The organism is Streptomyces sp. NPDC085900 (assembly GCF_044540925.1).
Lineage (GTDB): Bacteria > Actinomycetota > Actinomycetes > Streptomycetales > Streptomycetaceae > Streptomyces > Streptomyces gilvifuscus.
Window position 1 is genome coordinate 986486 of record NZ_JBITSP010000001.1, and the last position, 12256, is coordinate 998741.

At 73.0% G+C, this 12256-nt stretch carries 14 protein-coding genes; 6 read left to right on the plus strand and 8 right to left on the minus strand.

Annotated elements, in window-relative coordinates; genetic code table 11:
• Positions 1-28: 28 nt before the first annotated feature.
• From ACIGDI_RS04390 to ACIGDI_RS04405, 4 genes are all read right to left on the minus strand, one after another.
• Positions 29-1024 (minus strand): NAD-dependent epimerase/dehydratase family protein, encoded by a 996-nt coding sequence (locus ACIGDI_RS04390; RefSeq protein WP_399890286.1) that lies wholly within the window; start codon positions 1022-1024, stop codon positions 29-31.
• A gap of 81 nt (positions 1025-1105) precedes the next feature.
• On the minus strand, positions 1106-1651 hold the full coding sequence (locus ACIGDI_RS04395) for a winged helix-turn-helix domain-containing protein (RefSeq protein ID WP_399890289.1): 546 nt from the start codon (positions 1649-1651) through the stop codon (positions 1106-1108).
• Between the two features lie 334 nt (positions 1652-1985).
• Positions 1986-3014 (minus strand): glutamine synthetase, encoded by a 1029-nt coding sequence (gene glnII / locus ACIGDI_RS04400; protein ID WP_399890292.1) that lies wholly within the window; start codon positions 3012-3014, stop codon positions 1986-1988.
• Between the two features lie 195 nt (positions 3015-3209).
• Complete coding sequence (locus tag ACIGDI_RS04405) at positions 3210-3659, minus strand: MarR family transcriptional regulator (RefSeq protein ID WP_399890503.1); 450 nt, start codon at positions 3657-3659, stop codon at positions 3210-3212.
• Positions 3660-3727: 68 nt separating this feature from the next.
• Here ACIGDI_RS04405 and ACIGDI_RS04410 point away from each other — a divergent pair, with 68 nt between their 5' ends.
• Complete coding sequence (locus ACIGDI_RS04410) at positions 3728-4588, plus strand: alpha/beta fold hydrolase (RefSeq protein WP_399890295.1); 861 nt, start codon at positions 3728-3730, stop codon at positions 4586-4588.
• Positions 4589-4591: 3 nt separating this feature from the next.
• Here ACIGDI_RS04410 and ACIGDI_RS04415 read toward each other — a convergent pair whose 3' ends face one another.
• The 3 genes from ACIGDI_RS04415 to ACIGDI_RS04425 all read right to left on the minus strand — a co-directional run bounded on the left by ACIGDI_RS04415 (position 4592) and on the right by ACIGDI_RS04425 (position 6612).
• Positions 4592-5278, minus strand: coding sequence for a hypothetical protein (locus ACIGDI_RS04415; RefSeq protein ID WP_200702753.1), 687 nt, complete (start codon positions 5276-5278; stop codon positions 4592-4594).
• A gap of 118 nt (positions 5279-5396) precedes the next feature.
• Complete coding sequence (locus tag ACIGDI_RS04420; RefSeq protein WP_399890298.1) at positions 5397-6194, minus strand: hypothetical protein; 798 nt, start codon at positions 6192-6194, stop codon at positions 5397-5399.
• Positions 6195-6252: 58 nt separating this feature from the next.
• Positions 6253-6612: an arsenate reductase family protein gene (locus ACIGDI_RS04425; protein ID WP_399890301.1), complete on the minus strand. Its 360-nt coding sequence runs from the start codon at positions 6610-6612 to the stop codon at positions 6253-6255.
• 150 nt (positions 6613-6762) lie between these two features.
• Between ACIGDI_RS04425 and ACIGDI_RS04430 the strand changes: the two genes are divergently transcribed.
• On the plus strand, positions 6763-7071 hold the full coding sequence (locus ACIGDI_RS04430; RefSeq protein WP_200702750.1) for a hypothetical protein: 309 nt from the start codon (positions 6763-6765) through the stop codon (positions 7069-7071).
• Positions 7072-7119: 48 nt separating this feature from the next.
• Here the strand turns inward: ACIGDI_RS04430 and ACIGDI_RS04435 are convergent, their stop codons facing one another.
• Positions 7120-8304, minus strand: a complete 1185-nt coding sequence (locus ACIGDI_RS04435; protein ID WP_399890304.1) for a winged helix DNA-binding domain-containing protein — start codon at positions 8302-8304, stop codon at positions 7120-7122.
• Positions 8305-8625: 321 nt separating this feature from the next.
• Here ACIGDI_RS04435 and ACIGDI_RS04440 point away from each other — a divergent pair, with 321 nt between their 5' ends.
• From ACIGDI_RS04440 to ACIGDI_RS04455, 4 genes are all read left to right on the plus strand, one after another.
• Positions 8626-9984 carry a DUF2252 domain-containing protein gene (locus ACIGDI_RS04440; RefSeq protein ID WP_399890307.1) on the plus strand — a complete coding sequence of 453 codons (1359 nt, stop codon included), beginning with the start codon at positions 8626-8628 and terminating at the stop codon, positions 9982-9984.
• A gap of 76 nt (positions 9985-10060) precedes the next feature.
• Positions 10061-10954 carry a GAF and ANTAR domain-containing protein gene (locus ACIGDI_RS04445; RefSeq protein ID WP_399890310.1) on the plus strand — a complete coding sequence of 298 codons (894 nt, stop codon included), beginning with the start codon at positions 10061-10063 and terminating at the stop codon, positions 10952-10954.
• 71 nt (positions 10955-11025) lie between these two features.
• Complete coding sequence (locus tag ACIGDI_RS04450; RefSeq protein ID WP_399890313.1) at positions 11026-11760, plus strand: GAF and ANTAR domain-containing protein; 735 nt, start codon at positions 11026-11028, stop codon at positions 11758-11760.
• 204 nt (positions 11761-11964) lie between these two features.
• On the plus strand, positions 11965-12240 hold the full coding sequence (locus tag ACIGDI_RS04455; protein WP_399890315.1) for a hypothetical protein: 276 nt from the start codon (positions 11965-11967) through the stop codon (positions 12238-12240).
• The last annotated feature ends 16 nt before the right edge of the window (positions 12241-12256 follow it).

The window sequence follows — 12256 nt, forward strand, 5'->3', positions numbered from 1 at the left end:
CGTCCGTCTCCCCCCGGCACCCGTCTGCCTACGCCCCTCCCAGCACCTTCGCCTCCACCTCCGGATCCAGCCCCTTGACCGCCGCCTCCGAACGCAACGGGGCCGTCCCCCCGACGGACCGCAGCCACTCCCAGGTGTCCGCGACCGTCTCGCCCACCGGCCGGCACACCAGGCCCGTCCCCACCGCGCGGGACACGTCCGCCGCGTGCAGGGCGTCGTGCATGTCGGTCCCCGGCGGCACCCACACCGGCAACTCGGTCCACGGCGCGATACCGGCGTCGAGGATCACCTCGGGCGCCGTCCACCTCAGCTCCGCGGTGGAGCCGGTGGTGGCCACGCACGCCTCCAGCAACTCACCCATCGTGGCGTGCCCCTGCTCGCTCATCAGGTTGAACGGCCCGCTGAGCTCCTGCTCCACGGCGCCGACGATCCACTCGGCCAGGTCGCGTACGTCGACGTACTGCAGCGGCAGCTCCCGCGGACCCGGGGCCAGTACGGGGCCGCCCCGGGCCGTCCGGGCCAGCCACCACGGCAGCCGTCCGACGTTCTCGTGCGGACCGAGGATCAGCCCGGCCCGCACGAGCACCGAGCGCTCCGCGCCGAAGGCGTCCAGCACGGCCAGTTCGCCGCCCCGCTTGTCGCGGGCGTAGTCGGTCTGTTCCGCGTCCGGGGCGGCGCCCTCGACCACGGGCGCGTCCTCGGTGTACCCGGCGGGCGGCGCCCAGGTGTACACCGAGCAGCTGGACACGTACACATACCGCTGTGCGCGGTCCCGCAGCAGCCGTGCCGTGTCCCGCACCGCGCGGGGCGCCAGCCGCCAGGTGTCGACGACCGCGTCCCACTCGCCGTCCGCGAGGGCGTCGAGCCCGCCGGGCGCGGTGCGGTCGCCCCGCAGCTCCCGTACACCGGCCGGGGACCGGTGCCGTCCCCGGTTGAGGACGGTCACCTCCCAGCCGCGCCCGAGGGCCGCCTCCACGACGGCCCGTCCCGCGAACTCCGTACCACCGAGCACCAGAAGTCTCATGCCGGTGACTCTGCCCGGTCGGGGCACGGGACGGAACGGAACTCTGCCGTCAGCAGAGGATCTGCCCGGCCCGGACGGGTCTCAACGGCCGACCGGCGGGCTGTACTTGTAGCCGACCCGCCGCACGGTCTGGATCGCCTGCCGGTGCTCGGCACCCAGCTTGCGGCGCAGCCGGGCGATGTGCACGTCGACGGTGCGGCCGTCGCCCACGTGCCCGTAGCCCCACACGGTGGTGACCAGCTGGTCGCGGGTGTGCACCCGGTTCGGGTGCGTGACGAGGTGGGCGAGCAGCTCGAACTCCAGGTAGGTGAGGTCGAGTTCGCGTCCGTCGACGGAGGCGGTGCGCTGCACGCCGTCGATCCGGACGAGCTGGTCGCCGGCCGTCTCGGGCAGGCCGGGGGCGGTGGGGGCGAGGTGCGGGCGGTCGGCCGGGATGAGGACGATGTAGCCGACCATCGGCGGCTGTCCCGGCAGGGTGGGCAGGGCGTGCTGCGGCGCGGGCAGCCAGGTGGCGCCCGGCGGCAGGAACTCCGCGACGTCGATCACCTCGTCGGGGTCGACGGCGCGCAGCCGGTGCCGGGCGGGAGCGGTGAGGGGGGTGGAGGACAACGGAAGGGTGGTCGCCATGAGAGGTCAGCTCTTTCGCGCGAGAGGTTCGTCGGGAGGGACGTACGCCGTTGCGCGCTGGCCGGAGGCCGGGTGAGGTACGGCTTCAGAGGGCCGGCGCGCTCGTCGCGCGGCAACACACCCGGTCGAAGTCGTGGTGCTGACGGGAAGGCCAGAAGGGCTCGAGGTCATGGCGACCCGTCGCGGTGTACTTCTGGAAGCTGGCCATGGGCCCATTGAAGCAGACGGCGGCCCCTACGAGGAGCCTTCTCTCACTGCTTGGACGCCTTCTTGACGAGAAGGGGCGCCCACCGCGAACGGTGGACGCCCCTCGAAGCCCTCGCACGGGCGCGGATCAGACCTGGCCGGCCTTCTCCAGCGCGGAGCAGCAGGTGTCGACGAGCAGACGCGTCACGACGTACGGGTCGACGTTGGCGTTGGGACGGCGGTCCTCGATGTAGCCCTTGCCGTCCTTCTCGACCTGCCACGGGATGCGCACGGACGCACCGCGGTTGGAGACGCCGTAGGAGTACTTGTCCCAGGGGGCGGTCTCGTGCAGGCCCGTCAGGCGGTCGTCGATGCCGGCGCCGTAGTTCTTGACGTGGTCCAGCGGCTTGGAGCCCTCGCCGAGCGACTCGCACGCGGTGATGATCGCGTCGTAGCCCTCGCGCATCGCCTTGGTGGAGAAGTTGGTGTGCGCACCGGCGCCGTTCCAGTCGCCCTTCACCGGCTTCGGGTCCAGCGTCGCGGAGACGCCGAAGTCCTCGGCGGTGCGGTACAGCAGCCAGCGGGCCACCCACAGCTGGTCGGAGACCTCCAGCGGGGCCAGCGGGCCGACCTGGAACTCCCACTGGCCGGGCATGACCTCGGCGTTGATGCCGGAGATGCCGAGGCCGGCGGCCAGGCAGTTCTCCAGGTGCGCCTCGACGACGTCACGGCCGAAGATCTCGTCCGCGCCGACGCCGCAGTAGTAGCCGCCCTGCGGGGCCGGGAAGCCGCCCTTGGGGAAGCCGAGCGGGTAGCCGTCCTGGAAGAAGGTGTACTCCTGCTCGATGCCGAAGATCGGCTCCTGCGAGGCGAACTTCTCCGCCACCTCGACGAGCGCGGCACGGGTGTTGGTCTCGTGCGGCGTCATGTCGATGTTGTAGACCTCGCACAGGACGAGGATGTCGTCGCCGCCGCGGATCGGGTCCGGGCAGGAGAAGACCGGCTTGAGCACGCAGTCCGAGGCGTGGCCCTCGGCCTGGTTGGTGGAGGACCCGTCGAAGCCCCAGATCGGCAGCTCGGCACCCTTTGCGTCGTCGGCGAGGATCTTCGTCTTGGAACGCAGCTTGGCCGTCGGCTCGGTGCCGTCGATCCAGATGTACTCAGCCTTGAAGCTCACGGGCCACATCCTTCGGGGTATGTCCAGGCGCACTTGCGGGTGCTGCGGCGCTGCGGCACTGGGGCGCCGCTGTTCGATGCCCGCGAGCCTGTCAACAGGCGATTTCCCGTCCATTGCTCGAATGTGAACCCCGTGTTACCTGGCGCTGGTGTGGCGCGATTCACGGCGTGAGAACACGGGCGACGGCCGAGCCGGTCACCCCTCCCCGGCCGCCGCCTCCCGAACGCCCTCCAGGAATCCCCTGATCGCGGCCAGTTCCCGCTCGTCGTACCCGCGCAGCAGCTCCGCCGTCCGCCCGATCAGCGGCCCGAAGAAGGCCCAGCCGAGCTCCACCGCCTGCTCCTCCACCTCGATCACGACCCTGCGCCGGTCCCGCTCCGAGCGGACCCGCCGCACGTGCCCGGCCCGTTCCAGCCGGTCCACCAGGGCCGTCGTGCCGGCCGAGTTCAGGCCGAGCGCGGCGCCGAGCCGCCCGGCGGTCGTCTCCTCGCCCGCGCGCGAGGCGTCCATCAGCGCGATCAGCGCGCGCACGTCGGTCGGATGCATCTGGTTTCGGCTCGCGAACCTGCCGCTGAGCAGACCGAGCTCGACGGCCACCGCGCGCAGCAGATGGACGACGTCCAGTTCCGGGCCCTGGGGCTGCATGTCCTTCTCCGGTATCGTCTCGCTCACCGAGTATCTCGCTCGACGAGATAATAGAGGAGGCGGAGGCGATGGGCGCCGCGTTCGACATGGACGGTTTCCTGGCCGCGTACGACAAGGTCATGGCGAAGTGGCCCGCCGAGCGCGAGGCGGTGACCGTTCCCACGCCCTTCGGGACGGCGTACGTCAACAGGTGCGGCCCGCTGCACGCACCCTCGGCCGTCCTGCTGCCCGGCGGCGGGGGAGCCACCTCGGCCTCCTGGTACGCCCAGGCCGCCGAGCTCGCCCGCACCCACCGCGTCCACGCCGTGGACCTCCCGGCCTGCGCGGGCCGCGGCACCGAGGTCCGCGGCCGTCACCCCCGTACGGCCGCGGACCTGGTGGACTGGCTGGACGCGGTCCTGGACGGCCTGGGCCTGGACGAGACCGACCTGGGCGGGCACTCCTACGGCGGCTGGATCGCCCTGCACCACGCCCTGCGCGCACGCGGGCGGGTGCGCCGCCTCTTCCTCCTGGACCCCGCCATGTGCTTCGCCGGATTCCGGCCGGCGTACCTGCTGCACGCCCTGCCGTCGCTGCTGCGGCCCTCGCCCCGCAGGGCCCGGGCCTTCCTGGAGTGGGAGACCGGGGGAGTTCCCCTCGACCCCGACTGGCTCCGCCTCCAGGAGGCGGCCGCCGGCTTCCCCTCCGTGTCGAAGCCGGTGACCGGTCCGCGCCCGGCGCCGCAGGCGCTGCGCGTTCTGGACATGCCGGTCCTGCTGCTCCTGGCCGGGAGCAGCAGGACACAGGACCCGCACGAGGTGGCGGCGCGGGCGGCCGGACTGCTGTCGCGCGTCGAGACGGTCGTGGTCCCCGACGTCTCCCATCACGCGCTGCCGCAGTCCGCGCCCCCCGAACTGGGCCGCCGCCTCACGGAGTTCCTGAACCCCTGAGGCTCACCCCACCTTCTCGATCACCGCCCGCCGGATCAGGAACTTGCCGGGCTCACGGACCTGTTCGAAGGCCGCGTTGTTCAGCAGGACGCAGCTGCCGGAGACCGAAGTGACCTTCACCGTCGTGGACTTGTTGTTGTCCAGGTTGGTGACCTTCAGCGTCGTCCCCGCCGGGAACTGGTTGCTGGACGCGGCAGGCGCGCCGGCCTCGCCCGACAAGGTCACGGTGGAGCCCTTGCAGACCTGCTGGGCGGAGCCGGACGCGGCAGCGCCACCCGCGTTCGCGTTTCCCGCGGGCGCCGAGGCGGCCTGCGAGGGCGGGGCGGACTGCGCGGGCGGGGCCGACTGCGCGGGCTGAGTGGACTGGGAGCCCTGAGCCGACTCCCCAACCACGCAACCGGACGCCTTCTGCTGCACCTTGATCTGCGCGATGACCGCCTCGCGGTTGGCGATCCGGGCCGCGGACTGGGCGTCGGGGTTGGCCCGCTGCCCGTCGATGAACTTCTGGTTGTTGCCCAGGGCGGTGGCCAGGCCCTGGCAGACGTTCGAGTCCGCGGCCGACAGAGTCCTCGGACTCTGCGCGGCGTTGGAGGTGCTCGCCATGACGAAGGCACCACCGCCCGCCACCGCCGCCGCGCTCACCAGCAGCGCGATCTTCTTCTTCGTACCGAGAGTTCTCCTGCGCGACATGCGCGCCTCCTGAGAGGTAGGGGAGCGTACGCCGCTATGTACGAGATACCGAACAGACTTACTCAGCGGTTGCGGGAGTCACTGAAGTAACGTGCGTCACAGCAGACTTGGAGCGAACTCACAGGTTGCCGTCCTTGCCCTCCTCGTAGGCCACCACCGTGTCGTTCACGCGCTTGAGCAGCCCTTCCGTCTCCTTCGTCAGTGCGGCCTCCCCGGTCTCCGAGCCGTCGCCCCACTGCCCGTTGGCGAACACCACGGACCGCACGGTCGCCAGTCGCCGGAACACGCCCGCCGACCCTGGCGGCACGGTCGGCAGCCCCGCCTGCGGGGGCGGGTCGAGGGAGACCACCTGATACGTCAACGGATCCATGGCGGCCATCCCGAACACCATTCCCGAGTCCTCCGCCCGCCGGAAACTCACCACGGTGACGGTGATCTGCGAGCGGCGGTCGGCGTCCGTGAACAGCGCCGCGGTCAACCGCAGGCAGCCCTTGCCCTGTTGGACCACCGCCGCCAGCTGCTGCGACATCCCGCGGGCGCACTCGGTGGTGGTGGCCAGGTCCACGCGCTCGTAACGGGAGCCGTCCTTCAGGCGGACGCTCTTCGAGGGGAACGCCTGCTCGGGCCGGATCACGGGGCGCGCGAGCAGGGAGGGGAGGGAGGAGGGCGCGTCGGACGGCAGGGAGGCGGAGACGCGGACGTCGGGGGCGGCTGCCCGGGGGCTCCCCGACGTCGTCGCGCCGGCCCCCTCGCCCTTGCCGCCACCGGAGTACAGCACCATTCCCGCGCCGGCGGCGGCGACGAGCACGACGCCCACCGCGGCGGCCGTCGCCGCCCGGGCCCGTCGTGCCCTGCGTATGCGCTCCCGCTCCGCCGTCCACGGGTCGTACGGCGTTCCTTGATCACCGAAGGTCATGGCGGCGGAGGGTAACAGCAGTCCAGGCCCGGAATCCCGTCGCCGGAGATACCGTCGGCTAACGGGACAGAGCGTCCCGGACGGCCTCCTCGGAACGTCCGACGACCGCCGTGCCGTCGTCCGCGGTGATGATCGGACGCTGGATCAGCCTGGGGTGCTGCGACAGCGCCGTGATCCACCGCTCGCGCGAAGACGCGTCCCGCGCCCAGTCCTTGAGCCCCAGCTCCTTCGCCGCGTCCTCCTGGGTGCGGGTGATGTCCCACGGCTCCAGCCCGAGACGGTCGAGTACGTCCCTGATCTCGTCCTCGCTCGGCACGTCCTCCAGGTAGCGGCGGACGGTGTAGTCGGCTCCCTCGGCGTCGAGCAGGCCGATCGCGCTGCGGCACTTCGAACAGGCCGGGTTGATCCAGATCTCCATGGGGTCCACGGTACGTCAGGGGTGGCCGAAAGCCCTTGTGGCCAGGGCCTTTTGTCAGTGGCGAGCAGTACACTAGAAGAAGTGTTCGAGGGTGTTGGGGGGCTGCCGAAACCCCCGTTCCGACTCCCTCACCGCGACAGGAGGATGCCTGTGCCCGCTGCCGCACTGAAGCCGAAGCCGACCCAGTCCACCGTGAAGCGCCCCGTCCTGCTCGACCTGCCGTACGAACCCGTGGAGAAGCGCCCGCTGCCGCCGGGGCGGCCGCGCGAGTGGTACGTCACGCACAACCGCCGCCTCAAGGCGATGCGGTTGGCCATCGCCCTGCTCGACTCGGGCGTGTACGTACCGAACCAGGCCCGCAACGAGACGATCCGCAGCACGGCGGAGACCATCGGAGTACACCCGCCGTCGGACACGACGTGCCACATGGTGCGGGCACTGATGCGCTACTCGAGGTGAGCCACCGGTGCCGGGCGCCCTCCCGCGGGGGCGCCCGGCACACCGGCGCTAGGCCACCAACTCCTTCTCCAACGGGGTCCGGAACCTCGGCGTCACCCGGGCCGACCCCAACCAGCCGTGCAGTCTGTCCACTTCGGCCTCGATCGCCGCCTCGCCCTCGCGCCCCACGCCCTCGTCGTCGAGCAGGCGCCAGGCGATCTCCCCGTCGGCGCGCTGCGCCCAGCCGCCCACCACCCTGCCGTTCCACCACACCGTCGGTCCGACGTTCCCGCTGCGGTCGAACAGCGACGGCCGCAGCCCCGGCGCCAGATACCAGTCCCGCGCCTGCCAGCCCATCGCCGTCGGGTCCAGGCCCGGCAGCAGCGCCGCCCACGGCTCGACGGGCCCGGCCACCGGATCGACGTCGCCCTCGACGACGTACCCCGTGCCCTCGTCCAGGGACACCGCACGCGCGCCGATCGCCGCCAGCGCGCGCCGTACGTCGGTCACCTTCCAGCCCGTCCACCACTTCAGGTCCGCCTCGGTGGCCGGCCCGCACGCCGTCAGCCAGCGTCCGAGGAGCTCCGCCTGGGCACCGGCCGGGTCGAGTTCGGGGTGGGCGGGGGCGGGCGCCCAGCGGAACTGGGTCGACGTCCAGGAGCCGAGAGGCCGGCCGCGCACCACCTTGCCCTCCACGCCCAGCACCCGCAGCAGCCGCGCCGAGACGGTGTGCACGCCCTCGTAGCCCTTCCCGGCCGCGTACACGAACCGCTCCCTCAACCGCGGCTCGTCCTGGGCCAGTTCGGCCGCCGTCGCCTGGCCGCGGCGGGCCAGCGCGGCCAGCGCCGACTCCTCGACCTCCTTCAGCCAGGCCGCGTCCGGCGCCCCGGCCCTCGCCATGTCGGTCACCAGCTTGGCCCGCTCGCGCGCGGCCACCGCCAGGCCCGTCGAGGCGTGCACGACCGCGGTGAGGGGGGTGGGGAAGACGAACACCGTGTGGCGCATGCCGTGCATCCGGACCAGCGAGCGGTCCTCGTACAGCGCCCGGTCCGTCTCGGGCACCGTCCGGGCCGGATCCCTCAGACGCGCGCCCACCGCCAGGTACACCGTCGCCGGGTCCGTGCCGTGCAGCGCGACGAGCGCGTCCGCGATCTCCTCCGGCGCCGCGCCCCGGGCCTGCCCCGCGAGCCGGTGCCGCAACGCCAGCCGCGCCCGCCGCTCCGCCACCCCGACGTACCGCTCCCCGTCGCCCATGCGCCCTCCACCCCGTAGCAACCACCACCGAGCCGCACCCGGCCCTGAAGGCATCATCGCGAACCCCGCGCCCCCGCGTCCCGTCACCCGATTGCCGGACCCGGCATGCGCACCACCCGGCTCCCGCCTTCACTGCGATCAGGAGGCGACGAGCCGAGGGGATCACCGGAACCGTCCCAGGCGGACACGGCGGCGGGAGGCGAGATGGACGGCAGTCACGGCACACGGCACACGGCGCGGGACGGGCGGGGCCACATGGAGACGGTTGCCGTCACCGACCCTCCAGCCCCACGGCCGCACCGCACCTCCCCGGTCCGCTCCATGAGTACGTCCATCGCCCCCGCCGCCCCGGCCGACCGTGCCCAGCGGGGTAAAGCCGCTCGCAAGCGGGTGCCGCGGTCCGGGCACGCGGGCTGGCTCGCGCCCGTCGACCGGGCCGACCCCGTCGGCGTACTGGAGCGGCAGGGGAGGGACCGGCTGTCCGAGCTGCTGCCGATCCGGTACGGCAGGATGGCCGGCTCGCCGCTCGCCTTCCTGCGCGGGGCGGCCGCCGTCATGGCCGCCGACCTCGCCTCCCGGCCGCACACCGGACTCACCGTGCAGCTGTGCGGCGACGCCCACCTGCTCAACTTCGGCCTGTACGCCTCCCCGGAACGCACGCTGCTGTTCGACCTCAACGACTTCGACGACACGTTCCCCGGCCCCTTCGAGTGGGACGTCAAGCGGCTCGCGGCCAGCGTGGCCGTCGCCGCCCGCGAGAACGGACACGCCGACGACAAGGCGCGCCGGGCGGCGACGGCGGCGGCCGCCGCCTACCGGACCACCATCGGGCGGCTGGCCGGACGCGGCGAGCTGGAGGTCTGGTACGAGCGCATCGACGCCGACAGCCTGCGCTCACTGGCCCGCTCGGCGCGCCGCCGCCGGCAGGTCGCCGCCAGCCTCACCCGCGCCCGCCGCCGCACCAGCCTGCACGCCGTCGGCAAGCTCACCGAGGTCGTCGACGGCCGCCGAAGGATCGTGCACGACCCGCCGCTGCTGGAGTCCGCCGGCGTCTCCGACATGGCCGCCGTCCGCAAGATGTTCAGCGACTACCGCTCCACCCTCTCCGAGGAACGCCGTCTGCTCCTGGACCGCTACCGCTTCGTGGACGCCGCCCGCAAGGTCGTCGGCGTCGGCAGCGTCGGCATGCGCTGCTTCGTCGTGCTGCTCGCCGGGCGGGACACCGACGACCTGCTGTTCCTGCAGATCAAGGAGGCACGCAACTCCGTACTGGAGGAGCATCTGCCGCACGGGCCGTACGTCCATCCCGGGCACCGCGTCGTGGCCGGGCAGCGGCTGACGCAGGCCGCGAGCGACATCTTCCTGGGGTGGATGAGCGGACCCCAGGGGCGTGCCTTCTACTGGCGCCAACTACGGGACATGAAGGGCTCCGCGGACGTCGCCGGCATGAGCCCGCCCGAGCTGCTCGCCTACGCCCGTCTGTGCGGCACCGCCCTGGCCCGCGCCCATGCCCGCTCCGGCGACCGCATCGCCATCGCCGCCTACCTGGGCGACGCCGACACCTTCGACCGCGCCGTCGCCGACTTCGCCCTCGCCTACGCCGACCAGACCGCCGCCGATCACGCCGCCCTGGGCGCGGCGATCGCCGCCGGAGTGGTCAGGGCGGCACCCGACGTGTGACGTACGGGCGCGCGGCGTCTTCCGGCGGGTCCGGACGACAGGCCCCGCGCCGGGAGCCCGGGCGTACGATCCCGGTATGGCCATCGGAGGCGAAGCCTCGGACCCCCGGGCCTCCGCGGAGCGGAGAGCGGCTGCGGCGCGTGCGCGTTCGGCGCACGAGACCGACCGTGCCGAGCGGCACGAACGCCTCGCCGGTGACTGCGCCGACGCGTTCCTCAGGGACCTCCACCTGCGCATCGCCGCCGTCCACCGGTCGACGTCCGCGTGCCACCGGACCGCGGCCCGGCTTCAGGACGCCTTCGCCGTGCGGCTCGGCGCCTGGGCCGGCCGGCCGGACATCACGTGGCAGTTGTTCATGACCGGTGTCGCCGAGGCCTGCGGCAGCGGCGGCGCCGCCCTCACACTGGTCGGCCGGACCTTCGACGAACTGGCCCTGGCGGCCTCCGACGAGCCCTCACGGGCCGCCCAGGAACTGGAGTTCCTGCTCGGCGAGGGCCCCGCCCGGGACGCGACGAGCACGGCCGGGCCGGTGGTGGCGAACGGCGCCGCACTGGCAGAGCGCTGGCCCGGTTACGGCCCCGCCGTCGGCGAACTGGGCATCACCGAGGTGGCCGCCGTACCGCTGAGCCTGGACGGCAACTGCGTCGGCGCGCTCGCCGTCTACGACCCGGCACCCGGGACGGCCGGCTCGACCGCCCTCGCCGAGATCGCCGATGCCCTCACCCGCTCGGTGATCCTGCCCCCGGCCGGCGTGCTCGACCTGCACGACGGCATCGAGCTGCGGGCCAAGGTGCACCAGGCCGCGGGAATGGTCTCGGTACAGCTGGACCGTCCGGTGGCCGACGCGCTGGAGCTGATCAGGGCGTACGCCTTCGGCGAGGGCGTCCCGGCCCACCGGGTGGCGGAACGCATCCTGGCGGGAGAGCTGCTGCTCGGCTGGGGAACCGGACACTCGAGCGGGAACACGTAAGACTGCGGAACGTAGCGCGCGGCCGGCGAGGCCGCCGCCCCCAGGGCGAAGGGCCAAGAGGTGGGAGACCGATGACCAAGCCCGTGTCACAGCGGCGGCTGGCGAGGGCGTTCGTCGAGCTGGCCGCGAGCCCGGTCGCGGACCCCGCCGACCCCACCGGCCTGCTCCGGGCCCTGGCCGAGCACGGAACCGAGCTGTTCGACGACTGCGCCGCGATCGTCCTGTACTTCCCCGACGGCCGGGGGTCGGCGCAGGTGGCCGGTACCGACGAGAGCCTGACGGACCTGGCCCGCGACGCCGTCGCCTGGGACGAGGGACCCGGCACGGAGGCCCGCCGCACCGGCTCCCCGGTGCCGGACACCGACCTGGGCGGCGACCGGGCCCGCCGCGACTGGCCGCGCTACGTACGCCGGGCCCGGGAACTGGGCTACGGCCGCGCCGCCGCCGTACCTCTCCATGTCGGCGCCGACACCCCGGGTGCCCTGGTGCTGCTGGGGCCCGGCGGCACCGCACTCCCCGCCGAGCTGCTGGAACTCGGCCAGTCCCTCACCGACGTCGTCGGCTGGACCCTGGACCGCGAACGCCGCCTGGCCGAGAGCCGTGCCCTGGCCGACCAGCTCGGCCAAGCGCTGACCAGCCGCATCGTCATCGAACAGGCCAAGGGCACCCTCGCCGCCAGCCTGTCCATCTCCGTCGACGAGGCCTTCCACCTGCTGCGCTCCCACGCCCGCTCCCGGCGCCGCCGTCTGACGGACGTGGCCCAGGACGTCATGGACCGCCGTCTGAGGCTCTCCACGGAGGAGTAGGCGGCGAAAACGGGATGCACGCGCAGTGACCGGCTTCCTACGCTGGACACGCATAGCGGAGCTGCTCACCACCGGTTCTCGCAGGACAGGCATCACCCTGCGGACTCGGGGCTACTCTCTACGCACCGACGGCCGGGCGCCCGTCCCCCGGCGCCCCGCCGGCATCCAGATCGCTCAATCGACCCACGTTCACGGAGGCCCGTCATGGGCACCATCTTGATCACCGGGACCGTTGTACTGGTCCTCTTAGGATTCTCGAACCACGTCTGGTGGCTGGCCGCGGCCGGCGTGCTGTTCCTCTACCTGCAGTACGGCCGCGACGCGTCGTCGTCGACGCCGTCGGGCGGGGGCGGCTCGTCCGGATCGGTGCCGGCCACCTACCAGGCCTACCGCAAGCGCCGTGACCAGCAGGCCAAGTGGGAGCGCCGCTACCGCCGCGAGCGCCCCCTGGAGTCGCGCCGCCAGGACCGCAACAGGTAACACGCGGGGGCCCGCA